The organism is Robiginitomaculum antarcticum DSM 21748 (genome assembly GCF_000365025.1).
Classification (GTDB): domain Bacteria; phylum Pseudomonadota; class Alphaproteobacteria; order Caulobacterales; family Maricaulaceae; genus Robiginitomaculum; species Robiginitomaculum antarcticum.
Genome location: NZ_KB823011.1, coordinates 921,615 through 948,175, shown reverse-complemented (window position 1 = coordinate 948,175; position 26,561 = coordinate 921,615). Strand labels below are relative to the sequence as shown.

General features: G+C 53.5%; 18 protein-coding genes and 1 pseudogene. 11 read left to right on the top strand and 8 right to left on the bottom strand.

The features are described 5' to 3' along the window. Positions 1-8: 8 nt before the first annotated feature. Genes xylA through H142_RS0104500 form a run of 3 tightly spaced genes read right to left on the bottom strand, consistent with a single transcriptional unit; the run spans position 9 to position 5,211 of the window. Positions 9-1,325 (bottom strand): xylose isomerase, encoded by a 1,317-nt coding sequence (xylA, locus tag H142_RS0104510; protein WP_017930910.1) that lies wholly within the window; start codon positions 1,323-1,325, stop codon positions 9-11. Further along, positions 1,322-2,782: a xylulokinase gene (xylB, locus tag H142_RS0104505; RefSeq protein WP_017930909.1), complete on the bottom strand. Its 1,461-nt coding sequence runs from the start codon at positions 2,780-2,782 to the stop codon at positions 1,322-1,324. Before xylB ends, xylA begins: the two co-directional genes overlap by 4 nt. After that, positions 2,782-5,211, bottom strand: coding sequence for a glycoside hydrolase family 3 N-terminal domain-containing protein (locus tag H142_RS0104500; protein WP_017930908.1), 2,430 nt, complete (start codon positions 5,209-5,211; stop codon positions 2,782-2,784). The genes xylB and H142_RS0104500 overlap by 1 nt, the downstream gene beginning before the upstream one ends. 122 nt (positions 5,212-5,333) lie before the next feature. Here H142_RS0104500 and H142_RS0104495 point away from each other — a divergent pair, with 122 nt between their 5' ends. From H142_RS0104495 to H142_RS0104475, 4 genes are all read left to right on the top strand, one after another. Next, positions 5,334-6,338: a LacI family DNA-binding transcriptional regulator gene (locus tag H142_RS0104495; protein ID WP_017930907.1), complete on the top strand. Its 1,005-nt coding sequence runs from the start codon at positions 5,334-5,336 to the stop codon at positions 6,336-6,338. A gap of 120 nt (positions 6,339-6,458) precedes the next feature. Continuing rightward, on the top strand, positions 6,459-7,880 hold the full coding sequence (locus H142_RS0104485) for a sugar porter family MFS transporter (RefSeq protein ID WP_017930905.1): 1,422 nt from the start codon (positions 6,459-6,461) through the stop codon (positions 7,878-7,880). Positions 7,881-7,965: 85 nt separating this feature from the next. Further along, positions 7,966-8,703 carry a GDSL-type esterase/lipase family protein gene (locus H142_RS0104480; RefSeq protein ID WP_017930904.1) on the top strand — a complete coding sequence of 246 codons (738 nt, stop codon included), beginning with the start codon at positions 7,966-7,968 and terminating at the stop codon, positions 8,701-8,703. 39 nt (positions 8,704-8,742) lie between these two features. Further along, positions 8,743-9,501 (top strand): sterol desaturase family protein, encoded by a 759-nt coding sequence (locus H142_RS0104475; protein WP_017930903.1) that lies wholly within the window; start codon positions 8,743-8,745, stop codon positions 9,499-9,501. 57 nt (positions 9,502-9,558) lie between these two features. Here H142_RS0104475 and H142_RS0104470 read toward each other — a convergent pair whose 3' ends face one another. After that, positions 9,559-12,408: a phosphoenolpyruvate carboxylase gene (locus H142_RS0104470; protein WP_017930902.1), complete on the bottom strand. Its 2,850-nt coding sequence runs from the start codon at positions 12,406-12,408 to the stop codon at positions 9,559-9,561. A 115-nt stretch (positions 12,409-12,523) separates the two neighbouring features. On the opposite strand from H142_RS0104470, the gene H142_RS0104465 reads away from it, so the two are divergent. Next, positions 12,524-13,474: an NAD(P)/FAD-dependent oxidoreductase gene (locus H142_RS0104465; RefSeq protein ID WP_017930901.1), complete on the top strand. Its 951-nt coding sequence runs from the start codon at positions 12,524-12,526 to the stop codon at positions 13,472-13,474. 31 nt (positions 13,475-13,505) lie between these two features. Continuing rightward, positions 13,506-13,988 carry a GAF domain-containing protein gene (locus H142_RS0104460; protein WP_017930900.1) on the top strand — a complete coding sequence of 161 codons (483 nt, stop codon included), beginning with the start codon at positions 13,506-13,508 and terminating at the stop codon, positions 13,986-13,988. Here the strand turns inward: H142_RS0104460 and H142_RS14305 are convergent. Then, on the bottom strand, positions 13,948-14,589 hold the full coding sequence (locus H142_RS14305; RefSeq protein ID WP_017930899.1) for an LOG family protein: 642 nt from the start codon (positions 14,587-14,589) through the stop codon (positions 13,948-13,950). The genes H142_RS0104460 and H142_RS14305 overlap by 41 nt on opposite strands. Before the next feature lie 71 nt (positions 14,590-14,660). On the opposite strand from H142_RS14305, the gene H142_RS0104450 reads away from it, so the two are divergent. Then, the gene (locus H142_RS0104450) at positions 14,661-15,599 is read left to right on the top strand and encodes a hypothetical protein (protein WP_017930898.1); all 939 of its coding nucleotides are present in this window, start codon (positions 14,661-14,663) and stop codon (positions 15,597-15,599) included. On the opposite strand, the gene H142_RS14300 is transcribed toward H142_RS0104450, so the two are convergent. Together H142_RS14300 and H142_RS14295 are read right to left on the bottom strand one after the other, a co-directional pair. Next, positions 15,596-18,862, bottom strand: coding sequence for an efflux RND transporter permease subunit (locus tag H142_RS14300; protein ID WP_083898932.1), 3,267 nt, complete (start codon positions 18,860-18,862; stop codon positions 15,596-15,598). The genes H142_RS0104450 and H142_RS14300 overlap by 4 nt on opposite strands. A gap of 12 nt (positions 18,863-18,874) precedes the next feature. Continuing rightward, positions 18,875-19,948 carry an efflux RND transporter periplasmic adaptor subunit gene (locus H142_RS14295; protein ID WP_017930896.1) on the bottom strand — a complete coding sequence of 358 codons (1,074 nt, stop codon included), beginning with the start codon at positions 19,946-19,948 and terminating at the stop codon, positions 18,875-18,877. A gap of 176 nt (positions 19,949-20,124) precedes the next feature. On the opposite strand from H142_RS14295, the gene H142_RS0104435 reads away from it, so the two are divergent. The 4 genes and pseudogenes from H142_RS0104435 to H142_RS0104420 all read left to right on the top strand — a co-directional run bounded on the left by H142_RS0104435 (position 20,125) and on the right by H142_RS0104420 (position 25,431). Further along, complete coding sequence (locus H142_RS0104435; protein WP_017930895.1) at positions 20,125-21,657, top strand: acyl-CoA carboxylase subunit beta; 1,533 nt, start codon at positions 20,125-20,127, stop codon at positions 21,655-21,657. Beyond that, positions 21,627-22,619, top strand: a complete 993-nt coding sequence (locus H142_RS0104430) for a hypothetical protein (protein WP_156811888.1) — start codon at positions 21,627-21,629, stop codon at positions 22,617-22,619. The genes H142_RS0104435 and H142_RS0104430 overlap by 31 nt, the downstream gene beginning before the upstream one ends. After that, a pseudogene (locus H142_RS15925) lies at positions 22,616-24,678 on the top strand (acetyl-CoA carboxylase biotin carboxylase subunit). Before H142_RS0104430 ends, H142_RS15925 begins: the two are co-directional and overlap by 4 nt. A 144-nt stretch (positions 24,679-24,822) precedes the next feature. Continuing rightward, positions 24,823-25,431 carry a hypothetical protein gene (locus H142_RS0104420; RefSeq protein WP_156811887.1) on the top strand — a complete coding sequence of 203 codons (609 nt, stop codon included), beginning with the start codon at positions 24,823-24,825 and terminating at the stop codon, positions 25,429-25,431. 57 nt (positions 25,432-25,488) lie between these two features. Here the strand turns inward: H142_RS0104420 and H142_RS0104415 are convergent, their stop codons facing one another. After that, the gene (locus H142_RS0104415; RefSeq protein ID WP_017930892.1) at positions 25,489-26,463 is read right to left on the bottom strand and encodes an adenosine kinase; all 975 of its coding nucleotides are present in this window, start codon (positions 26,461-26,463) and stop codon (positions 25,489-25,491) included. Positions 26,464-26,561 lie beyond the last annotated feature (98 nt).

The window sequence follows — 26,561 nt, the reverse complement described above, 5'->3', positions numbered from 1 at the left end:
AGGCGGCGTTATTTCACGGCCTGCGTGACGACATTCTCCAGATACTCCTGACGGCCTGAAACCGGGGCAGGGCTCTCATTTTTCTCAAGGCAGTAATCCGCCATTTCGGCAAGACTGGCTTTGCCGTCCATCATTTTCCGGCCCATACCCGTTGACCATCCGGCGTAACGCTGCTCACGAAAATCACCAAGCGTGTCTTTCTTAATCATAGCGGCGGCATTTTCGAGCGCGCGGGCCAGAAGGTCCATGGCGCCGACATGAGCGTAGAACAAATCATCTACGTCGCGGCTTTGGCGGCGCACTTTGGCATCGAAATTTGAGCCGCCATTTTTAAAGCCGCCGCCTTTTAAAATGTAATACATCGCCAGGGTTGTTTCGCGCAGGTCATTGGGGAATTGGTCCGTATCCCAGCCATTTTGCGGGTCGCCGCGGTTGAAATCTATAGAGCCGGAAATGCCCAGAGCATTGGCCATCTCGACCTCATGTTCAAAACTATGCCCTGCTAATGTGGCGTGGTTCGGCTCTATATTGACTCCGACTTCGTTCTCAAGCCCGTAAGCTTTCAAAAAGCCGTAAACCGTGCCGACATCGCGGTCATATTGATGTTTGGTCGGCTCGTGCGGCTTGGGCTCGATCCAGATATCGCCTTTAAATCCGATTTTATGTTTATGCTCCACCGTCATAGTGAGAAAACGTCCCAGTTGATCCATTTCCTGCCCGACTTTGGTGTTGAGAATGGTGTCATAGCCCTCACGGCCGCCCCACAACACATAGCCCGCTCCGCCAAGGCGATGCGTGGCCTCTAAGGCGTGGCGCACTTGCAGCGCGGCAAAAGCCGCGACCTCGGGATTTGGATTGGTCGACGCGCCGGACATATATCGCGGATGGGAAAACATATTGGCCGTGCCCCAGAGCAGCTTCTTTCCCGTGCTGCCCATTTTGCCTTCGATATAGTCGACAATATGAGCCAGGTTGTCGACGTGCTCGCGCGGCGTTTCCGATGCGGCCATAGTGTCGACGTCATGGAAAGTGAAAAACGGATTGCCAAGACGGGTAAAGAAATCAAAGGCGACATCGGTTTTCATCTCTGCCGCTTTGCGGTCATTAACCGCGCCGTGCCATGGCCGGTTAAATGTACCACCGCCAAACACGTCAAACCCGTCCCAGCAGAAATTATGCCAGTAACAGACGGCAATGCGAAGTTGCTCTTCCATGCTCTTGCCGAGAACGTTTTTGCCTTTGTCGTAATATTTAAACGTCAGCGGATTTTCGCTGTCCTTGCCCTCAAATTTAATGGGGTCGATATGATCAAAATAGCCGCTCATGCCCTTAGCTCCTGTGTCAGACTGTGTGTCGCTTTATATAATTTCGTAAATGTCTCGCGCCGCCGCGCATAGAGATCGCGCATATCGGCATCCGGCTCTATCACATGGTCGATGGCGGGAGCCGTGCAGATATCTTCTGCCCGCTCAGACGCCGCGCAAAGACGCGCCAGACGCGCAGCGCCGTAAGCCGGACCGACGGCGGAGGCCGTTCGGTATGTCAGCGGCAGGTCCATCGCGCTGGCAATAATTTTACCCCACCATGCCGAGCGCGAGCCGCCGCCAATGACGGACAAATTCTCGATCCTCGCACCGCTCTCGCGCAATACATCAACCCCGTCAGCCAATGCAAAAGCCACGCCTTCCAGCGCGGCTTGCGCCATGGATAATGGGGTATCTTCGTGGGACAGGCCGAAAAATGCGCCTTTGGCATAGGGGTCATTATGCGGCGTGCGCTCACCTGACAGATAGGGCAGAAAGATCGCGCCGCGAGCGGGTGTTTTTGCGTCTGCCGCCGCGTCATACAGCGCGGCTTCAGTTTCAAATCCGGCAATACGGGCCACGAAATCAACCGCGCTGGCTGCCGATAATATGACGCTCATCCGGTGCCAGAGGCCGGGCAGGGCATGGCAAAATGTGTGAACTGCGCCATCTGTATTGGGCCGGTACGTATCATCGGCAAGAAAGACCACGCCGCTTGTGCCGAGCGAGATAAAGCCTTCGCCGGGTGTGATCACACCTGCGCCCACGGCTCCGGCAGCATTGTCGCCGCCGCCTGCCGCTATCGGCACGCGCGCCATGCCCCAATCATCGGCAATTTTGGCCGATAATGTGCCTGTCACCTCAGAGCCTTCATAAAGCTTTGGCATATGGGCTTGCGTTAACCCCGTCAGCGCCAAGATATCGTCTGACCACTTGCGCTTTTCCACATCGAGCCATAATGTGCCTGCGCTGTCAGACAGATCAGAGGCAAAGTCGCCGCTCATTAGGTAGCGGACATAATCTTTGGGTAGCAGAACTTTGTTGATACGCTTGAAATTTTCCGACTCATGATCGCGCATCCAGTGCAGTTTCGGCGCGGTAAATCCCGGCATAGCCAGATTGCCGGAAATTTCGGTCAGAGTCGGCATATCGCGCATCATTACCGCACAATTTTCGGCGCTGCGTCCGTCATTCCAGAGTATGGCCGGACGGATAACTTTGCCTGATGCGTCAAGGCATGTCGCGCCATGCATTTGCCCTGAAAGGCCGATAGCTTTGACCGCGCGGCGCGCGCGCGTATCTAATTTATGGACGGCTTCCGTGGTGGCGCGCCACCAATCTGCAGGGTCTTGCTCTGACCATAGGGGCTTTGGCCGCGAAACGGCGAGCGGCGCGCTGGCTTGATCAACGACCTTTTGCGCGCCGTCAACCAAAACGGCTTTGACACCCGATGTGCCGATATCAAGACCGAGATACATTACTCAACCGTCAAAGTGACGGATTTCGTATTGATAGAGCTATTGCCGACCATGATTTCAAATGCTCCCGGCTCGACGAGGCGGTCCATATTGATATCATAAAACGATAATGCGTTGTTCGGGATGGGCAATGTCACCGTCTCGCTCGTGCCCGGGGCGAGGGTGACGCGTTTGAAACCTTTAAGTTCTTTGACGGGACGGGTGACTGTGCTGACCTCATCGCGAATATACATCTGCACGACTTCGGTCGCTTCATAGTCTCCCGTGTTAGAGACAGTCACCGAGACGCCGGACTCTCCGCCTATGCCGATTGTGGCCGTTGATAATGTCGGCTCTGAAATCTCAAATGTTGTGTAAGATAGCCCGTGACCAAACGCGTAAAGCGGACTGGCATCGCCAAAGGCATAGCCGCGGCGCGCTGTCGGTTTATGGTAATAATAGGCCGGAATTTGTCCGGCCGTGCGCGGCACGGAGACCGGCATTTTACCGGAAGGCACAGCGTCACCGAAGAGAAGATCGGCGACCGCGGTTCCGGTTTCCTGACCCAAAATCCAGCCATAAAGAATGCCATCGAAATGCGCTTCGACATTGGACAGGCTAAGCGGGCGGCCTGAAATAACAACGGCCACCATGGGTTTGTCGGTCTTGGCCAATTCGTCCACCAGCTCTTTTTGCTCGCCGATCAACGTGATATCATTGCGGTCGCCTTGATGAGTTTCCGACCAGGCTTCACGGGATGTGCTCTCGTCACCGCCAATAGCCACGATAATCAGGTCAGCGTCCTGGGCGGCGGCGACAGCTTTATAAATGTCGCTCCGGTTTGTATTCGGATCGGTCAGCTTGACCCCGTCATCCCACCAGCTGCGGTTATCGGTTAAAGTTACGCCTTTGGACCAGATGATGTTGTCCTCGCCGGCTTTGGCTTTGAGGCCGTCTAAAATTGAGACGGTTTGGCGCGGTTCATCGGAATACCCGCCCAAAATCGTGACATCACTATTCGGGCCAATCACGGCAATAGTTTTATATTTCGACGCGTCCAACGGGAGGATCTTGCCTTCGTTTTTAAGCAGGACAGGGGCTTTAATTGCAGCTTCCAGCGCGACGCCGCGGGCTTCTTCATTACCGGTTACGGCTTCGGCGGTTTCGGCGTCGCCATAAGGCGTTTCAAAGACGCGTCCGCGTACTTTCATTTCTAAAATCCGGCGTACGGATTGATCGACAATACTCATCGGGATTTCGCCGGACTCAATCCGCGGCTTTAACGCATAATAGGCCACGCCGTCCGGCAATTCCAGATCGACGCCGGCGCGCAGGGCCAGCTCTCCAGCGCCGGCAATGTCGGAGGCGATATGATGGCGGCGTTCCAGCTCATTAATAGCGAAATAATCCGCGACAACGGCGCCGTTGAAGCCCCATTCGCCGCGCAGAACTGTATTCAGCAGCCAGCCATTGGCGTGTGACGGAATGCCGTTAATCTCATTATAGCTTGCCATGACCGACGCGGCTTTGCCTTCGCGCACAGCGATTTCAAACGGCGGGAAGAATATTTCGTAGAGCATACGCTCGGACACGGCCGCCGGGCCGACATTCATGCCGCCTTCGGGCTGTCCGTGACCGGTCATATGTTTGAGCGTGGTCAGAACTTTATCATCGCCCAGATAATCCTCGGTGCCTTGAAACCCTTTCACCGCAGCCAGACCCATTTGTCCGACCAGATAGGGATCTTCGCCGAAGGTCTCCTCAATCCGGCCCCAGCGCGGATCAAGCGCTACATCAACGACGGGGGAGAGAACATGGTGAACGCCGCGGGCGCGAATTTCGCGCGCGGTAATGCTGTAAACCCGCTCGGCCAGCTCCGGATCAAAACTGGCCGCCAGCGCGATAGATTGTGGGAACGCTGTCGCGTCTTTGCCTTGAAACCCGTGCAGGCCTTCTTCGTGAAACAGAGTCGGGATACCAAGGCGGGTGTTTTCAACATGCCAGCGCTGCACATCATTGACGATGTTCACCGACGCGGCAGGCGAGCGGGCGCTCAAACGGCGCACTACGGTCGAATCATTGATGTCTTTACGCTCGGACGGGCCTTCCATACCGATCGTGTCCTGCGGACGGGCGAAGCAGCCGACGCCGTGGGGGAATTTCTCCGCCATTTTTTCAGGATTAAAACTTCCATCCGCATTATAAATATCGGCTTTGCCAAACCAGACGCAGCTGATTTGCGCGAGCTTTTCATCCAGCGTCATTTTGGCGATTAAATCATCAATACGCGCATCATCCTGCCATGGGGCCGTCATCTTATCGTTCTGGCGGGAGGCTTCAGACGGGGCTGTTTTTGTGCTCGGAGCGTTATCAGTGCAAGATGTGAGAGACAGCATTGCTGTCAGCGCAATCGTCGCGGCGGTAAGCGGTAAAGTGGTGCGAAATTTCATAAATATCCCCTGTAAGTCTATCGTTGCGGCTCTATTGCGCGTAATTTCTTAAGTCATAATCCCAAATTGACAACGTTGTCAATTAGCTCTAGCAATTAGTTTATGACGCAGCAAGAATCATCATGAGCGCGACAATCAAGGATGTTGCCCAATCGGCAGGGGTCTCATTTAAGACCGTCAGCCGCGTGATGAATGGTGAGGAGGGCGTTCGCGACTCCACACGCAAAAAAGTGCAGGATGCGGCTACGACCCTAAACTTTCAGATCAATACATCGGCACGTAATTTGCGCCGTAGAGGATCAAATTTGATCGCGCTGATTATCTCCAACCCCAGCCGCTCTTATATTGAAAACATTCAAATCGGCGCGATGGAATGGTGTAGCCGCAATGGGTTTCATCTTGTTGTCGAAGATGTCAGCGCCCATCCAAAGGGTTTGTCAGACTTGTTGTCACGCGGCGCCATGGCAGGGGTCATCTTAATTCCGCCTATGTCCGATGACCCGGACATACAAAGGCAATTAATCGATAAAAGTATACCCTTTGTGCGCATTGCGCCGGAGACGGCGAATGATAAAGCGCCCAGCGTGCGCATTGATGACCGTGCGGCGGCCCGGGAAATGACTAAGAAACTCATCACACTTGGCCATAGCCGCATTGGTCTTATCACAGGCCCGTCAGAGTTCGGGGTCAGCCGTAACCGGCTTGCGGGATATAGAGATGCACTGGTAGAGTCGGGATTGACGATCGAAGAAACGCTTATCTGTGAAGGTGCGTTCTCTTACCCGTCAGGGCAAAGCTGCACGTCCGATCTGTTCGATCTGCCTGCGCCGCCAACCGCTATTTTTGCCAGTAATGATGATATGGCAGCGGGCGCAATCGCAGAGACTTACCGGCGCGGCATTGCCGTGCCCGCTGACGTGACCATTGTTGGATATGACGATGTTGCTGTCGCCAGCGTCATCAGCCCGCCCTTATCCACAGTGCGCCAGCCGCTCAAAGACATGGCCGCGCAAGCCGCCGCATTATTATTGGCACGCATTCGTGACGCGCAGTCAGAGCCGCAGCATATAATCCTGCCGCATAGTTTGGTTATGCGGGCCTCACACGGCCCGTGTGGTAAGACGTGAGTGTCATAATAAATCTGACAGCGCTGTCATAAATGATTTGTGTCGCGCGGATCAATGCAATAGGTCATAAATAAGAACGCCGGAAAAAGATACGGCGTCAAAACATAATAGGGGAATTTCATGTCAAAAACTGACACGATGAATGCGGGCGGAAGCGCCGGATTTATTTTACTCATCACCATCGTCGCGACATTGGGCGGATTTTTATTCGGATATGATAGCGGCGTTATCAACGGCACGGTTGACGGTCTGCAGCAAGCCTTTAATTCCGACAGCGTCGGAACAGGATTTTCCGTATCCTCAATGCTGCTTGGTTCTGCGATAGGCGCGTTCGGGGCAGGTTGGCTTGCTGATAAATTCGGTCGCCGCAATATGCTCATTATCGCAGCGGTTTGTTTCATTATCAGTGCATGGGGATCCGGTGTATCAGGCGCGCCGATTGAGTTCATTATCTACCGTATTTTAGGCGGTTTGGCTGTTGGCGCGGCGTCAGTCATGGCCCCTGCCTATATTTCCGAAATTGCACCCGCCCATCAGCGCGGCCGATTAACCTCGATTCAACAAGTCGCCATTATTGCGGGTCTGTTCCTGTCTTTCGTATCAAATTACTTCCTCGCGAAAAATGCGGGCGGCTCTACAGCGGAATTCTGGGGTGGGTATGAGACATGGCGCTGGATGTTCTGGATGGAACTTATTCCGGCTTTTGCCTTCCTAATATTGCTGTTTTTCATTCCGAAAAGTCCGCGTTATTTAATGTTTCGCGAAGATACGCCCGGCGCGCTAACTGTTTTGCGCAAATTGTTTGGTGAACCCAAAGCGTCGCAAAAAGTCAAAGAAATTGAAACGTCATTGGCTAATGATCACAAGCCGAGCCTGAAAGATGTTCTGGCAACCAAAGCCTCCGGCGGCAGGGTTTTCCGAACCATCGTTTGGGTCGGTATTGGTCTTGCCATGTTCCAGCAACTGGTTGGTATTAACGTTGTATTTTATTATGGCGCGGTTCTCTGGCAGGCTGTTGGCTTTACCGAAAACGATGCTTTGCTGATCAATGTCTTATCGGGCGGTTTGTCTATTGCAGCTGTTCTGATCACTTTGGCAACAATTGATAAAATTGGCCGTAAGCCGTTTCTCGTCTGGGGCTCGGTCGGTATGTTTATCACATTGGCCACCGTTGCCTTTGCTTTCTCGCAAGGTGAGCTGGTTGACGGTACGCTTCAACTTCCGGGTCAAATGGGTCTGGTCGCATTGATTGCTGCCAATGCCTATGTCGTCTGCTTTAATATGAGTTGGGGTCCCGTCATGTGGGTTATGCTCGGCGAAATGTTCCCGAACCAAGTGCGCGGCTCCGGCCTCGCAGTGGCAGGTTTTGCGCAGTGGATTACCAATTTTGCGATTACGTGGTCATTTCCCGTTTTCCTTGCGGGCATCGGTCTTGCGGCGGCATATGGCATTTATGCTTTCTTCGCGCTGGTCTCGGTCGTATTCGTGATTGTCATGGTTCGCGAAACCAAAGGCAAAGAACTCGAAGATATGGTCGGCTAGTGCCGCGGATATATTTGGTTTAAAGTTCAGGCATCCGCAGTCATTGCGGGTGCCATTTTTGTATCAGCTTATTTGGAGATGCGCCATGACACGTCAAATTTTAATATCTTTTAGTCTTGCCGCTGCGCTCGCGGCGTGTGCCCCGGACGCGGCGCAGACCCAGACCCAGACGCAAAACAATATTACTCCGGCCCAGATGGAGGCGGAATTAACAATACCGCCGCCCGACTGGATGTATGAAGATGGACAAAGCCATTTTAATCTGCGCGTCGCGCAGATTGAGGCGGCGGGTGCGAATGCCGGCGGAATATTGCTGATCGGTGACAGCATTACCGAAGGTTGGATGGAGCAGGACTTCCCCTATGTTGGACCAGTCGCCAATCACGGCGTGGGCTGGGATGTGACCGAAGGCGTTCTGACGCGCGCCCCGCAAATTTTGCGTGAAGATCCCAAAGCGGTTTTCGTCATGATTGGGACAAATGATTTATCTTATGACCGCACGCCGGATCAAATATTGCCGCCCCTACGGGCATCTCTGCTCGAATATGTGCAGCGCTGGCCGGAGGCGAAAATCTATCTGCAAAGCGTGCTGCCGCGTAATGGACAATGGGATAAGTCAGTCGTCAATTTAAACGATGCACTGGTCGATCTGTCACGTGAAGACGGCCTGTCCGAGCGCGTTACCTTTATTGACCTGTCGCCGGTCATGGGCACGTCCGCCGATGATCTACGCGAAGACTATACCCATGACGGCATTCATTTAACCGAGGCGGGATACGACGCCTGGGCAGAGGCATTGCAACCTTATTTGCCGCGCGACTAAACGCGCCTACGCAATGCCGCCGCTATCCGCTAAACCGTTATGATGGACGCCCTGAACCCTATAGCTTTGCTGGTTACTTATCTGGCACTCGTCGCGATCATCATGGCGCGCTATGTCGTGATTGCGGGGGCAATGCATTGGGCGCTGTGGATGCGCGACGAGAATAAGGTCAAAGCGCGCCGCCTGACCAAAATCATCCCGACGCGCAAAGTGATCCGCCACGAAATTAGACTCTCCCTGATCAGCAGCTTTATTTATGCCGCGCCCGGTGCGCTTCTGCTTGAAATGTGGGAAGCGGGCGGCACGGCTATTTATAGCGGGCCAGTGACGACATTTGACGGATGGGCTTATGTCTTGCTCTCAGCGGGGCTCTATCTATTTGCCCATGACACCTATTTTTACTGGACGCACCGGGTGATGCACCATCCCCGCTTTTACCGCGCCACACATGCCGGGCATCACCGCTCCAAACAGCCGACGCCATGGGCGAGCTTTTCCTTTGATCCGCTAGAGGCCTTGATCAGCGCGTGGTTCCTGCCCGCGGTCGCTCTGTTCATTCCGATCCATGTCGGCGTGGTTTTGGTCTTGCTGACCATCATGACCATGAACGCTGTATTCAATCACGCGGGCTGGGAGATTTATCCGAAACGCTGGCTGTCCGGTTGGTTTGGCAGCGTCATGATTACGGCCAGCCACCATAATCTGCATCATACGAAATTTAAAGGCAATTACGGCCTGTATTTCCGGTTTTGGGATAAGGTGATGGGGACGGATAGAGGGTTGGAGACGGGAAGTTAAGCTTGCCGGTTTCAAAGCCTCTTTGCAATCGACCTACCGGATTGATTGCACTCTAAACTATCCATAGGCGTCGAATTCATGGGTAATGGCCACCGTGATTTGGCGCACGATTTGCGAGGCGCGTTCCAGCGGTTTGATGATGGTTTCGCTAATATGCGGGAAACCGCCGGGTGGCGCGACGGGGGCGTCAGTTTTCTCGGTCAGTTCCTCAGTCCATGACTGGCCTGCGGAAACGGCCGGATAACGCTCTTTAAGGTCAGACAGCACGCTGTCGATCTGGAAGGTTTGCAGCTTTTGCAACACATTAAGCTGCGCGGTGTCTTCTTCGCCGTGCGCCGGAAGCTCGGTTGCGATCATGAGCATTTTCATCACCAGAGCGAGACGCAAGGCATGCAGAATTTTCAGATCTTCGCTTTCGGTAAATTCTGGATCCCATCCCGCGGCTTTCGCGCCTTCGCCCAGATAAATAACGCTGTCATAGACATCCATACGCAGGCGATTGGCCAGATCGCCAAGCCGCGTTGCCCATTCCGAGGTCGATAATGTGTCGGCCACAATCAGGCAGCTTCGCGCGGCCATGGGTTCTTTTCCCGACAGAGCGCGGCTGATCCAAAAGGCTGGATCAAACAATCGCGCATACCCCGTCAATATTGAGATATTAGCCCGTTTCATTGACGCAAAGGCCAGCCCGAATATGGACCGCGCGCGCGCGCTGGTCTCGAACAGGCTGACAAATTTTTCAGGATCAATCGCGGCGGCGCGGCCCAAACCGTAAAAGATATTTGCCGGAACGCCCATTTGCTGCAAGATCGCATTATGCGGAATAGCGCGCAGCTGGCGCGGGTCGAACATATCGCTGCCGGCTTTGGCGCGTTTGGCTGCGCGCGATCCTGTCGGGATCAGCAGGTTTTGCCCAAAGCCGCCGAGCAGGCTGACATAATTGGGGTCGTGATACAGGCTGTCTTGCTGCGATGATAATGTGCGGTAGATATCCCAGCTAAAATCGTTTTCCGTATAAAACGGATCATCATCCACGACGGATGTATCCTGCGCCCGGGTCACGATAAGCTGGCTGACCGTAGCGGCGGCAAGCTGCGGGGTTTGGAACCACATAAAGCCGTCACCGCCTTGAAAGCTGGTCTCATGGGTCAGAGCAATATCGGCGCGGGTAAAGCGGTCCACGGCCCACGGGCTCATCGCGTAATCGACACGGGCCGGAATGTTGCCCGGATGGCCGCCGCGGCCATTGCCTTCACCATGGGTGTTGAACACAATTGCGGTGACGTCTTTAACCCTGTGGCGGACAAGCGCGGCCGCGAAATGAGACTGCAGGCGCTCGATCGCGAGTGTCGCCGGGATTTGTCCCATAAAGCGCCCGGCATCGGAAAAGCCCGTCTGAATAGCAAAGCACCCCCGGTCTTCAATATAGCTGCGATAGACTTTATTGCTGAGCATTTTATCGATAATGCGCCCGCCATTATTGAGCGCGTCGGCGGTCTCAAAAAGCGGTGAAATATCCATATGGTTTTCAAGACCGTAGCGCCGCGCCAGATAGAGCATGCCCAGCGGCGTCAGGCTGTCTTCGCATTCGGCGATCAATAAGCGAATCGGTGTATCGGCATCAATATATTTATGGATTTGCGCCGTTAGGATCATTTGCTGATGGGCTGTGCTTTTTTCCAGCGCGAGCGAGGCAAAATTGACGGGTTGCGGCTGCACATTTTTAGTCAGTTTTGAGGCCCGCATTAAAAGTGTACGGTTATCGGCGGCTTTGCCGGAAATGCCGAATACGGCTTTGACGCCGCTCATCACATGGCGCGCATTCAGGCGGAAATGAATGCGCGATGTGCCGAGGCCGTAATTGATCATATCACTTTGTAAGACGATCATCTTCATACAGAAGGCGGCACGGTCGGAGGCGCGGATAATTTTGTCGATCTGATCGATTGTGCCGGATAATGACAACATGCGGCGCGGCGATTTTCGGGTCAGATTATTGGCCGCTGCGACAAGGTTTTCGGAAATTGTGAGGTCTTCACCAAATAAAGCGAGGTCGCGCTCCGCACTGGCTTTGGCATTGGCCAGTTGGTCAACCAGCTTTTCCAGCAGGGCTTCGCTACCCTTCGGCACGCCGTCGGCGCTGTTCAGCATATCTTGCGCGTAGCTGTGATAGCTCGCGAGCTGCGTGCTTTTTTCCTCAAGGCGAAGGCGTATAGCGTCGCCCCAGCTAATATCCGTTCGCCCGTCAATATCATAACCGACCCAGCTATAGACTGTCGCCAAACGCGGGGTAATGCGGGCCCAGTCTGTCGGGAAGGCTTCGCGCGCAATGGTGATGACGGCGTGATGAATATCACGCAGGGCAATCTGGATGCGCTCAATCGCAGCCTGTGTATCAGCATGTTCTTCTTGCAGGGTCGGCGCGCGTTTCGGCAAATAGGGCAGGGTTTTCAAATGCGCGGATAGCTTATCCTTTTCCGCCTGATCAGGCGCACTGGCCATCGCGCCAAGACAGTCGCGAATATTCCGTGATAACGAAAATGTTGGATGGGCGGTCAGAACAATGCCCTGACCGGGATTCTCTGCCCAGGACTTGAAGGCGTCATATCCCAGCTTCGTTTTTCTTTTGGCTAATTTTACAATCGCAGATTTTTGCGCGGCGAGGCCGTTTGCGCCGCTGCGGGTCATCAAACGTTTCGCGCGGGCAATCGCGCCTTTGTCGGATAACGTTTTGACCAGCGCTTCAATGTCGCGAAATGCGATCTCACGATGCTCGACCTCTTTCGAAATATCATAAGCCAGAAGCTTAATTTCATTGGCTTGGGGATCACTGTCCATGCGTTTCATATGCGCGGCAAGCTGAGCTGACAGATCGGCGTGAAGTGTTTCAATTGTACGTTTTTTCATAATTTTGACCTTAGACCCAAAGCGGCAAGCTGGCCAGTGTTCACACAATAACAGCGCTGTCAAACATATATGCAGCGGCAGTGAACGATGTCTGTGCGCGATGCGTAAGTAAGAGATGGAAAAACTTGCAATTATCGGCGCGGGCATAGCCGGACTTCGGGCGGCGCAGCTTTTGGCGCCTTATGGCAATGTCAGTGTTTTTGAAAAATCACGCGGCGTCGCGGGGCGCATGTCTACGCGCTATAGCGGCGATTACGAATTTGATCACGGCGCTCAATATTTCACGGTAAAAACCAACGCATTTGCCGATTTTCTCTCCCCTTATGTCATCTCCGGACAGGTCACGTCGTGGAGTCCCAAAGCTCTGCCGGAGAGCAAAAGCCTTAAATATATAGCAACGCCGCGCATGAACAGTCTGTGCAAGGCTATGGCCAAGCCGCTCGACATCACGCTGGACACGCAAGTTGCATCCGCGAAATATGACGGCGGAGGATGGACGCTGACCGACGCAGATGGGGCTAATCTTGGGATATTTGACGCCCTGATAGTCGCCGTGCCCAGCGCGCAAGCCCGCAACATTCTGAGCGATGACGTTCCGCAGGCGATTGAGGCCCTATCCCACATCGCAAACTTCACTCTCATGGTAGGTCTATCCGGTATGTGGAGCGGTGCGTGGGACGCAATACGCCCGGACAGCGATGTCATCGGATGGGCCGCAGTCAATAGCGCGAAGCCGGGACGCAATATCGATCATACGAGCTTAGTTATTCAAAGCCGTAATGACTGGGCAGAACAGCATAAAGATGCGGATCGGGATTGGGTGCGCGCACAGATGACCGCCGCGTTTAAAGGCATGACAGGTCTTGATGTCTCAACCGCAAAAATTTTGATGTTACACCGTTGGCGCTATGCCAATGTCTATACATCATTGCGTAAAGATATTTACGCCGATCCGAAGCGAAACTTGATTATCGCCGGAGACGGATGTTTGGGCGGTCGCGTCGAGTCAGCTTGGCAAAGTGGCAATGCTGCAGGCCTAACAGTCAAAGGCTGGATGTCAAAATGATTGCAAAACGGCGCTGCGTCACTACATAGCCATGATGGAAACCAAATCACAGACCTATGCGCGAATAGCCAAAGAAATTACTGCCGTTATTGAGGGTGAGCCGAGCGCGACAGCGCGCTACGCCACGGCGGCCTGTTTGCTCTCGCAGGCCTTTCCTTATTATTTCTGGACGGGATTTTATGTGGTTGATCCAGCGCGGCCCGAAGAGCTGGTTGTTGGGCCTTATCAGGGGACATTAGGGTGTTTACGCATATCTTTTTCGCGCGGCGTTTGCGGCGCGGCGGCGCGGGATAAGACGACCCTTATCGTGGATAATGTCCATGACTTTGCCGGTCACATTGCCTGTGACAGCGCCACAAATTCAGAGATTGTTGTACCCGTTCTGGACGAAGGCGGCGCGCTGGCCGCAGTTCTGGACGTGGACAGCACGGAATTTAGCGCGTTTGATGACGATGACAAAGCGGGTCTGGAGACTATATGTGCAGGCCTTCTGTCGGGGGCACAACGTCATTAAATTCCGGTTTTGCTAGAATATTGGCTGGTTTATGTCTGCCGATATTGGCAATTACGAGCTTAACAGCCTCGTCCGGCGTTTCTGCGTGATATAGAAAATCATTAAGCCAGTCAGGCGTAAATTTCGCGTCACTTGTATGTTTGATCAGACTCAGCAGAGGCACATAATAGCCGTCATTATCTAAAAAAATGACGGGCTTGGCATGTAAGCCAAGACGCAGCCAGCTAATGACTTCTATCGTTTCTTCTAGCGTGCCAATGCCGCCCGGCAGGACAATAAATGCGTCAGACGCGGCGTACATATTTCGCTTACGCGTATGCATATCCGGAACAATCTGGTGCGGGACATCGACATAAAGGCCTTCGCGCGATTTTAAAAACTCCGGAATTATGCCCAATACGTCGCCGCCTGCTTTATGTGCCGCTTTGGCCGTTGCCCCCATCAGGCCCACGCCGCCGCCGCCATAGACCAGACGAAATTCAGACCGGCCAATCGCCTCTCCTGTTTCGCTGGCCAGATCCAGATAGGATTGCTCTACGGCGCCGGACGAGCCGCAAAAAACGCAAATGCTTTTAGGGGAAGTGGGTTTTTTTTCTGTCATATTGCGCTCTTGAGTTTTTATCTATGGATTGTCACTGTGCTGTTTCACTGACTGATTTGGCAAGGCTGAATATGGGCAACCGGAAATTAAATTACCGCTTCGCATTTGTTTGCACGGCTGCGGCTTTAACGCTGGGCGGTTGCGGCGAGGGCCCTGACCAAATTGACCAGACGTCTGCAGACCGTCCGGCCGAGCCGCTTTACGCTCCGGCGCAGATCAGCGAAGTCAGCCTGACAGGGCAAACTGTTAGAATTCAGGGATTTGCTCCGTCAGAAGTCCAAGTCTCTGTTATTGAGCGCGCAACGGGTGATCTTGTAGCGCAAAACCTCACATCACCGGAGCAACTCCGTCAGATGAACTGGGATATATCCTGGGAGATTCCGGATCAGAATGCTCTTAATTCTATACTTGAATATCAAATCCAAACCAGTCTCGGTGATGCTGTTACAGCGATTTCGCCGGAGCTTCTTACTCTTATTCGTCGGTCACCGGACATGCGCACCGGTGCGGCTGCGGTCTTAGTCCTACGGCCCGGCGCGGCAACTTTGGTTATGCAAAGTCCGTTCGAGCCGCCAACGACGCAAGACGGGCTTCGTTTGTCGAGTATAGACTATGATGATGACGGGGGTGTCATATTCTCGGGCATGTCCGCGCAGAACGGGCGTATCCGCATTTATGTCGATGGCAGGGCGATTGGCGATACGGGTCTGGATGAAGGCGGGAATTGGGCAATTATTTTGGGAGGGATAGTTCCAGTGGGGACTTACCCGATTGAAGTGCATTTAATAGGCGCTCCGGGTGAGATTATGGACCGTATCGCTGTGCCGTTCATGCGCCGCGCGCCGGTTGAAGCCGGACAGACGCTGGACTCAAATTTCTGGAGTAGCCCGGCTATGTGGCAATACCGCTACGAACTTCCCGGCGGCGGAGTACAGCATACGGTTATTTATTCGCAAAGCGCCAAGATTTTGCCGCCTCTATCTTCGGTCAAAAGCCCGGCCCAACCCTAGACGCGCAGGCTATCCGCGGCGTCGAAATCATCCGCCGCTTTGGCTTGAAACCACAGTCCATATTTGCGCAAACGGTCACGCAAGACCCAGGGCGCTGCCAGCAGAACAGGCGTAATCACCAGCGTCAATATGGTGGCAAAGCCCAGACCGCAGGCAATGACATATGATATCGGCGCCCAGATTTCGGATGTATTTGATCCGGCAAAAGAGAGTTCCCCTGTGAAAATATTAGCTTGCCACCCTAATATGAGAGGCATTAGGCCGACCACAGTCGTAAGGGTCGTCAGGATAACAGGACGCAATCGCTGCGCTGAGGTCCGTATCGCAGCATCGACGGCATTAAACCCATTCTCGCGCAGGCGCTGATACGTATCGATCAATACGATATTATTGTTCACCACGATACCGGCCAGCGCGATAACCCCTGTTAATGCTAGGATCATGGAAATATAGGGATAAAAAGCCAGTCCGAGCAATACGCCGAAAATAGACAAAATAACCGCCATCAGTGTCAAAAAGACGTGATAGAAACTGTTAAATTGGAGCAGCAAAATGATGCTCATCATTAGAATAATGGCAACACCGGCGGCTTGAAAGAAGGCTGCGGCGGCGGCGTTTTCTTCGGCCTGTCCCAGGAATTTAAAACTGACCGAGCTTGGCAAAACGCCGTCTTCACTGAGCCATGTGTTGATTTCTTCCGTCTGCACATTTGTGGCATAGTCTTTGACCGTATTAGCCTGCACAACGAAATAGGGCTCCAGATCACGGCGTTCGATTTTATCAAGACGCGGACGCGGGATGGTTTTAACTACCGAGGATAAGGGCAGGGCGCCTTGCGGCGTCTGTATCCGAAGGGAGTCCAGTCCGGCCAGATCCCGCTGCCCCTCGGGATAACGGATACGGATATCAACTTCTTCCTCGGCGTCCAGCGGGCGGTATTTCCCGACCAGCGCGCCTTCCGTGATAAATTGCACGGCTGCGCCAATACGGCTGACATCCAGACCCAGACGTCCGGCTTCGGCGCGGTCAATCTCCAGCTCCCATTCAACGCCGGGAAGCGGCAGACTGTCTTCAATATCCTCAAGGCCTTCGAAATTTAAAAGTTTACGGCGGACAGCCTTCGTTGCCGCAATAAGTTCGGTGCGGTTCTCACCCGAAAGCTGAATGCCGATATCCTTACCGATGGGCGGCCCTTGATCGACCGCAATCACTTCAATGAACACGCCGGGAATATCAATCGTGGCTTCCCGCAGGTCATCCATAATCAGCAAGACGTTACGCCGCTGTTTGAAAGGGAGTAGCTCGGTATAAACCCGAACGGCCGTATCAGCCGGAACATTGGACGGGCCGCTGAGCCCTTCGCCGCCCTGTCCTGACCCGGCCGCTGCTGCGCCCGCGACGGTGTAGACGCTCTCTATGCCTGCAATACCGTCAATGCGCCGCTCAATCTCTTTGCCAATAGCAAGGCTTTGCTCGGGCGTGGTATTGCCGCGCGCGCGGGCCAAAATATAGACCTGATCAGACGGAGTCTGGGTAAAAAATGAGACCGGCTTGGGCGGCGGTCCGGCAACGCTGGCCTGGAAGAAGAATACAATAGCAATGGCCAATGCCACCATTGCTGCCATGGCAATAAGCGGAAATTTGATAAGCGTTGAGACGACGCGGACATAGCCGCCTGTAAATCCGGTCAGCTTTGACGGATCGCCTTCCGCGCCGGACAAAAGCGCCGCATTATTATTTTCTTTGGTCTTTTTCTTAAAACCGATTTTCGCGCCCATAACAGGCAGGAAAATCAACGCCATCAGGGTCGACGCCGACAAAACATAGATCATCGTGATCGGGAAATAGGACATGAATTTGCCCGTAATATCCTGCCAGAACAGAAGCGGGATAAAGGCGGCAAGCGTCGTCGCGGTCGAGCTGATAATCGGCCAGAACATACGCTCGCCTGCCAGTTTGAACGCTTCGACGCGCTGCACGCCTTCATCCATTTTGCGGTCGGCATATTCAATAATGACAATCGCGCTGTCCACCAAAACGCCGACAGAGAGGATCAGCCCGAACAGGATCATCATGTTGATCGTCTGTCCCTGAACGAGGAATAAAAACAGCGCGATCAGAAAGCTGCCCGGCACGGCCCAGCCGACAAATATAGCCGAGCGCCAGCCCAGCGCTGCAACGCACACCAGAAAGACCAGAACGATGGCGTTGACCAGCGAGGCAAAAAGCTCGCTCACCATATCTTTGATCCGGGTGGTACGCGAAAGGCTATAAGACACATTCATCGTTGACGGCCAATCTGCGGCCTCTTGCATCTTTCTGACGAGTGCCATGACATTATCTTCAGTCACGATTATGTTCTGGCCCTGACGCTTGCTGACTTCAATAGAGACAGAGGGTCGGCCGTTAAAGCGCGCAAAGGTGGTGACATCGCGATAGCCGCGGCGCACATCGGCAATATCGCCAAGGCGCACGATCGCGCCGTCTTCGGTGCGGCGTACAACCACATTGGACATATCGGCGGGCTCTTTGATCAGGCCCGGCAGTTTGACATTAAACTTGCCTGATTCTGACTCCAGCGCGCCCGCGGGGATCAGGCTGTTATTCTGCGAGACTGCGGCCGCAATCTCGCCATAGGTAATGCCAAGGCTCTCGACCTTGGCCGGATCCAGAACGGCTTCGAGAACATCCGTACGTTCGCCTGAAATATCGGCTGAGAGCACTTCGGGCATGGCCTCAATACGCTTTTTCATATCCTTGGCGCGGCGTTGCAATTCGCGCTCGGGGACGTCGCCCCATAAATTGATAGTCACGATGGGCAGGGCGGAGGTAGAGACTTCCTGAACAATCGGTTCACGGGCATCTTGGGGAAATTCGGCGCGCGCCCGGTTCACTTTTTCCTGCACGTCGGCAATGACGGCGTCTTTGTCAAAGGGAAAGTCGAATTCCAAAATAACATAGCCGACATTGGTCGCGCCAATGCCGTCAATCTGTTTGAGGCCTTCAACCGATTTAATCTCAGTTTCCAGCGGCCGCACCAGCAGCCGTTCGCTATCTTCGGGCGACACGCCGGGCAGGACGACCTGCACATTTACGAAAGGCACGGGAATGTCCGGCTCGGCGTCCAGAGACAATTGGAACATGGCGAAAATGCCGCCCAGCACCATGAACAGCATCAGGCCCAGCGTCATGCGCCAATTGCGGATGGAAAAGCCGACAATGGCTTGTAGGCCTTTGGCGTTAGGGCTCATCTGTGAAGGCATATCCGGGCGGGCCTAGCGGGTGGCCGCGATTTGCGGATCGATTTCTTTACCGACAGAGACAAAATCTTGCCCCTGCACAATGATGCGGGTCTGCTCCGGCAGGCCGGTGACCCACAGACCATCCGGTGTTTCGTCGATTGTGACCACGCGGGCAAAGCGCACGATATTAGCATCGTCGATAAAGCGCACGCCGATTTCGCCCGCCTCATCCAGTGTCAGAATAGAGCCCGGAATTTGCTGCGCCAGCGTTTCGCCTGCGCTTAACGTGACTGTAGCGGTCACGCCGGCTTTGAGTTTCAAATCATCATTGGGGACGTTCATTTCCACGCGAAAGGTCCGCGTGGCAGGATCAGCTTTGGCTTCGATAAACTTTACTGTTCCGGTCACGGTCTGGCCCGTCGCCAATTTGATTTGCGTGCTGTCGCCGCGGCCAATAGCGCCGATCTGGCCTTCGGTCAGCTGCGCGGATACAGTTAAAGGTGACAAATCGACCAGCAGGCCGCAGGGCTGTCCGGGGGCGAGATAATCGCCCACTTCAGCGGATTTGCGCTCCCATATACCGGAAAACGGCGCGCGGATATTGACATTATCCAGCTCGACTTCCGCCTGTTTGACGGCAGCTTTTGCGCCGTCCAGCTGGGCTTCAAAGGCGTTGACGCGGGTTTTAGACTGATAGCCTTTCTCGGATAATATGCGCGCTGCGTTCAGATCAGCTTCGACAGATTTCTGATTGGCGCGGGCCTGATCCAACACGGCGCGGCGCGCATCGACGTCCTGACGGCATAAAAGCTGCCCGGCGCCGACGCGGTCGCCTTCCTGGGGGCCGAGGGCCACGACAAGGCCGGGTGTTTCGGCCTTGACCATAACTTCGCGCGACGCCTCAGTGCGGCCATAAAGTGTATAGCGAATTTCATGCGGCGTTGCGGTGACGCTTTGCACGCTGACCTGCGTCAAAGCTTCGTTTTGCGCGGCGGGCGGCGCGTTGGTTATGGCCGCGTCCGCGCCGAAAAACCAATTGACGACAAACCAGACAATAATGAGCAGCAATGCAATGCCGGCTACCAGATATGAGCTGTTGATCTTCATAATTTGCCTGAAAGGCACCTTTGCCTGTGAACTGCATACATATGGCGCATGGGCGCGCCAAACAACACGCAAATATGTATCCTAGTCCTACGAAAAATAATAAGCTTGATTGAGGCGGGGAAAAGTCGTGTTATGACAGCTGCAGAAATCTCGAAAACGTAAAACCGGGGGTTGGTTTGAGTAATATTCAGGACAAGCTTGACGCGCGCCGCGCGCAGGCCCGAATTGGCGGTGGACAAGACCGTATTGATAAGCAGCACGCCAAAGGGAAATTAACCGCGCGCGAGCGTCTTGAGTTGTTGCTGGATCCGGGATCCTTCGAAGAGTTCGATATGTTTGTGCAGCACCGCGCGACCGATTTCGGCATGGAGAAAAGCCATATCGCCGGTGACGGCGTCGTCACGGGGTGGGGCACGATTAACGGGCGCAAGGTCTTTGTCTTTGCCCAGGACTTTACTGTCTATGGCGGGTCACTGTCCGAGACGCAGGCTAAGAAAATCTGCAAAATTCAGGACATGGCGATGCGCAATGGCGCGCCCATTATCGGTTTGGCTGACAGTGGCGGCGCGCGCATTCAAGAAGGCGTGGCCTCTCTGGCAGGCTATACGGACGTGTTTAAAAACAATATCCGCGCCTCGGGCGTTGTGCCGCAAATTTCTGTCATTATGGGGCCAAGTGCGGGCGGGGCGGTTTACTCGCCCGCGCTGACCGACTTCATCTTTATGGTGCGCGACAGCTCTTATATGTTCCTGACCGGGCCGGATGTGCTCAAGACGGTGACCAATGAAATTGTGACCGCCGAAGAACTGGGCGGGGCCAAGACCCATACGACCAAATCCAGCGTCGCGGACGGCGCCTTTGATAATGACATGGAGGCGATCAACCAAATCCGCCGCCTGTTCGACTTCCTGCCGCTGTCTAACACATCCGGCTCGCCGGAGCGGCCCTTCTTTGACGCGCATGACCGGATGGACACAAGTCTCGACACAATTGTGCCGGATAATCCGAACCTGCCTTATGATATCAAAGAGCTGGTGTTGAAACTCGCCGATGAGAGTGATTTTTTTGAGATACAGCCTGAATTTGCGAAAAATATAATTACCGGCTTTATGCGCATGGAAGGCAAAACCGTCGGCGTTGTCGCTAATCAGCCGCTTGTGCTGGCGGGCTGTTTGGACAGTGACGCCTCACGCAAAGCCGCGCGATTTGTGCGCTTCTGTGACTGTTTTAGTATTCCGATTCTCACCCTTGTTGACGTGCCGGGATTCTTGCCCGGAACGTCCCAAGAATTTGGCGGCGTGATTAAGCACGGCGCGAAACTGCTTTATGCTTATGGCGAAGCCTCCGTGCCGCTGGTCACCGTCATTACCCGCAAAGCCTATGGCGGCGCCTATTGCGTGATGGCGCCGAAACATTTGGGCGGCGACATCAATTATGCCTGGCCCAGCGCGCAAATCGCTGTCATGGGCGCAAAAGGCGCGGTCGAAATCCTGCACCGCAAAGACCTAAGCGACGCCGATAAGACGGCAGCCCATGTCGCCGATTATGAAGAGAAATTCCTCTCCCCCTTCCGCGCCGCCGAACGCGGCTTCATTGACGAAGTGATCAAGCCGCAAAGCACCCGCAAACGCGTCGCCCGCGCCTTCGCCATGCTGGCGGAGAAGGAAATTGCGAAGCCTTGGAAGAAGCACGGGAATCTGCCATTGTGAGCGGAGTTGAACCAACTGTGCTTGATAAATGGTATCCCTACGCCTCTTATAAAATGAAAAGAGGTGTAATTGAAGCTTACTCAAGAGATGGATGCGACGTTGCTGAGTTACTAGCTGAGTATATTCATCATGAATTTGGTTATGCAGCGATACCGACTTTGATAAATGATACTGAACAAACCTTATTTGAGAATGCTCTTCTGGCTTTGGATGTAATTCAACTGTACTATTTCGCGATACAGGCTGAAACTCTCATATGGACAGCGGCGAGTCTTAATAAGGGGCATAACAAAGCGCAAAAGCACGCTGAAAAAGTTTATGCAACTTTTTCGCTTTCGGCCCGAATTAATCGGGAAATTGCCGCTTTTAAGTTGTTGCTTTTCAATGATCTTACTGTGCAAGCAGTTGGAAGAGTTAGGTCTTATAATGAGTGCTTTGAGGCTTTAATGCTTAGTTGTTTTGATTTTCAGTTCGCCACGGATTACACTAAGGCCGAAACGACTGCGGAAGTAAAGCACGTTTACTTCAAGCATTTGTCCAAATCTAAAGCATCAAAGAAAATACTCTCTAATATTGAGAAACCTGAAGGCTACAAAAATCTTCAAAGTATGTATGATGAATTCGTTGCTGATTTGGGATCTGGTGTACACCCTTCTCATTTATCAACAGTTGAAAACATAATGCTAGATATGGAACAATTATTTAACACTCAGACCTCGCGGATTCGAGGTATCAGTCTAGGTGCTTCCCAGCGGTTTACGACTATGGCCTCTGGTCAGATACTTGTTTTTTTGGCAGACGGATTTAAAAAAAATATACTACCAATACTATCAAGTTTTAAAGTTGATATTCCGGATAAAATTTATCCGTCACAACTCTGGGGCTTAGCTAGACAAAATTTAACCACTTTAATGATGGTTCCACTTTTACTCTCTACATGTTCAATTGAAGAAATGTCATGACAAAACCTATCAAAAAAATACTCATCGCGAACCGCGGTGAAATTGCTTGCCGCGTGATTAAGACGGCCCGTAAAATGGGTATTAAGACTGTGGCAGTGTACTCCGACGCCGATAAGAATGCGCTGCATGTGTCTATGGCGGATGAGGCGATCCATATCGGGGCTTCGCCGGCATCGGAGTCCTATCTTGTCATGGACAAGATTATGGACGCCATTAAGCAAAGCGGCGCGGACGCGGTGCATCCGGGCTATGGCTTTCTGTCTGAAAACCCTGTCTTTGCGGAAAAGCTTAAAAAAGCGGGCGTAACCTTTATTGGCCCCAACCCGCACGCTATTGTGTCGATGGGCGATAAGATTACGTCCAAGAAGCTGGCCCAAGAGGCGGGCGTGTCCTGCGTCCCTGGACATATGGGCTTAATTGATGACGCCGAGCATGCGGTGAAAATTTCCAACCAAGTCGGCTATCCCGTGATGATTAAAGCCTCGGCGGGCGGCGGCGGCAAGGGCATGCGCATTGCCTATAATGACACAGAGGCCCGCGAAGGTTTTCAGTCCTCCAAGAACGAAGCGGCAAACAGCTTTGGCGATGACCGTATTTTTATTGAAAAATTTGTTGAGCAGCCGCGCCATATCGAAATTCAAGTTCTGGGCGATAAACATGGCAATGTGATCTACCTGAATGAACGTGAATGCTCAATCCAGCGCCGTAACCAGAAGGTCATCGAAGAAGCGCCGTCTCCGTTCCTGACGCCGCAGACGCGCAAAGCGATGGGCGAGCAATCTGTCGCGCTGGCTAAAGAGGTGAATTATGACAGCGCAGGGACGGTGGAATTCATCGTCGACCAGGACCAGAATTTCTACTTCCTTGAGATGAATACCCGCCTGCAGGTCGAGCATCCCGTGACCGAGATGATTACCCATATCGATCTGGTCGAGCAGATGATCCGCAGCGCGCAGGGCGAAGAGCTGAAGCTGAAACAAGAAGATGTTCAGATGGATGGCTGGGCGATTGAATCGCGCATCTATGCCGAAGACCCGTACCGCAATTTTCTGCCGTCTATTGGGCGTTTGCGCCGCTACCGCCCGCCCGCCGAAGGCGCGCGCAGTGACGGCACTATCGTGCGCAATGATACCGGCGTTTTTGAGGGCGGTGAAATCTCAATGTATTACGATCCGATGATCGCTAAATTATGCACATGGGGCGAGGATCGCGGCGAGGCCATCAAGGCGATGAAATATGCGCTGGACAGTTTTGAGCTGGAAGGGATCGGCCATAATATCCCGTTCTGCGCCGCAGTTATGGCGCATGACCGCTTTGAGCGCGGCGATATCTCCACCGCCTTTATCGCCGAAGAATATCCTGACGGCTTTCTCGGCGTCGATCTGGGCAAAGGCCATCACCGCCACATCGCGGCCGTCTGCGCGATACTGCATGATATCTCCGCCCACCGCGAAGCGCAGATCAGCGGAAGTCTGGCCAATCACCGCCGCCACATTCCTGATGTGTGGGCCGTGCAAGTCAAGGACGATCATTTCACCGTTAAATTACGCGACGCTCAGGGCGGCACTATTTTAGCTGCGATTGACGAGGATAGCGATAAGGCGACCGTTGAGATCGAAGTCATGACGCGCTGGCATCCCGGCGAGCGCTTGGCGCGGGTCTATATTGATAACAAGCCGATGGTGCTGAAGATCAAGCCGAGGCCTGAGGGCTTCGATGTGCATTACCGCGGCTCGGATCTAAAAGTCGCCGTGCGCAATCCGCGCGCCGCGCAACTGGCGAAGCTGATGCCAATCAAACTCGCACCCGATACCTCTAACCTGCTGCTCTGCCCCATGCCCGGCGTTATCGTCAAAGTCATGGTAGCTGAGGGCGATGAGGTTCAGGACGGACAGGCCTTGGCCGTGGTTGAAGCCATGAAGATGGAAAGATGGAAAATACGCTGCGCGCAGAGGGTAAATGCGTCATTGCCAAAGTGAATTGTGCCGCCGGCGATAATTTGGCCGTAGAAGACATCATCATGGAATTTGTCGTGCCTGAAAAAGCGCCGGTCAAATAAAATTAACCATTTGGGAACTTTTATTAACCGTCAGGCGTAGATTTCTTGTGAATAAGTCTGTATAGTGGACGTTACACCGCAACGGACCCGTTCCGATTGCGGTTATTTATGCGCGCTATTTTGCGCTGCCCCCGAAAGGATTTTATGTATTATCTGAATAGCAAGCCCGTCTCTTCAAAACCGTCCCATTTTACACCCAAGCGCCGTTTTCAATGGCGTGGTTTTAGGGATGAAGCCGGCAAAGCGATCAAGACGATACGTAAAGATTTCGAACTGATCCAAACGGAAACCCGCAAAGACACATATTTCATTCTGCCCGGACGGCGCGACATGATTACCCGCCTTGGCGAAGATGAGACGATAACGGTCCGCCGCCGCATGGTCGAAGACGGGGATTTCGAGCAATGGGAAACGGCTGTGGAAACGACCATTCCGATGAAGCGCTCCACCGCAGCGCGGATTGGCCGTCATTTGCCGGTCTTTAACGCGCCCTGCGTGTCTGCCGAAAATGGCCATGATCTCTGCGAAAGTCTGTCCAAAAAATCCAAGTCTTACACTGTTAATGCGACACGTAAGCATTATGTTAAAGGCGATGTCGAGGCTGTGATCTCGCGCGTTAAAATTGACGGCGAGAAGAAAATTACAATTGCGCTGACAAGTCCTGACCGCGAAGCCCTTCAAGAGATGGTGCGCGAGCTTGGCCTAAACAGTGCAGCCAACCAAAATTTTGGCGAGTTCCTGCTCGCAGCGTAATCCAAGTCATACAGTCAATAAAAAAGCCGCGCTCGTTAAAGCGCGGCTTTTTTGTGCCTAAACTTTAATCTTACGCTCGGGACGTGCGCCGTAATGGGAAATCACTTCGGCTGCGGCGAGGCTGGCCCACCGCCCGCATTCGGCCAGACCTTCGCCTTTGGAATAGGCCGCTAAAAACCCGGCAGCATATTGGTCGCCTGCGCCGGTTGTGTCGACAAGCTGTTCGGCCGGTTCAATGCTGATATCAATACGTGAGCGCCCTTGTATAAGTGATGAGCCTTTTTTGGACCGCGTCAGAGCGGCCAAAATATTAAGCTTGCTGACTTCTTTCACAGCATCTTCGAAATTATCCGTCTCATAAAGCGTTGTAATCTCATCTTCATTGGCAAATAAGATATCAATGTGGTTTTTCACCAAATGGCGGAAGGCTTCGCGGTGACGCTCAACGCAAAAACTATCCGACAAGGTCAGCGCGACTTTATTACCGGCCGCTTTAGTGATTTCGGAGGCTTTGACATAAGCCGCCTTGGCTTCGTCACTGTCAAAGAGATAGCCCTCCAGATAGACGATTTTGCCGCTGGCTACTGTCGCTTCGTCAAGATTGTCGTCATTAAATTGCGTCGACGCGCCTAAGAAAGTGCTCATGGAACGCTCGCCATCCGGGGTTACCGCAATGAGGCAGCGGGCTGTGGCCAGGCCGCCGCTCTGCGCGGGCGTGTCATATGTAACGCCTGAGCTACGCATATTATCGGTAAACCGCGCGCCTACGGCATCATCGGCGACAACGCCAATATAGGCTGTGCTTGCGCCCATCATCGCTGCGCCGGCAATGGTATTGGCGCCTGATCCACCTGCGACTTCGACGCGGCCAATGGTGGGTAGAACTTTGCTCATCCGCAAGGCCGTGGCCTCATCGATGAGAGTCATACTGCCTTTGACAATGTCATTACGGATCAGAAAACTGTCATCGACCGGTGCGATAATATCCATAATCGCATTACCAATCCCTACAATATCATGTGTCGCGGTCATAAGCTGTCCTTCATAAATTGGCGCGCCTTAGCATTACCTATTTTTAAATCAAGTGTGGGTTTTTACATCACAGCCGGGAACCACATGGCCATATTACC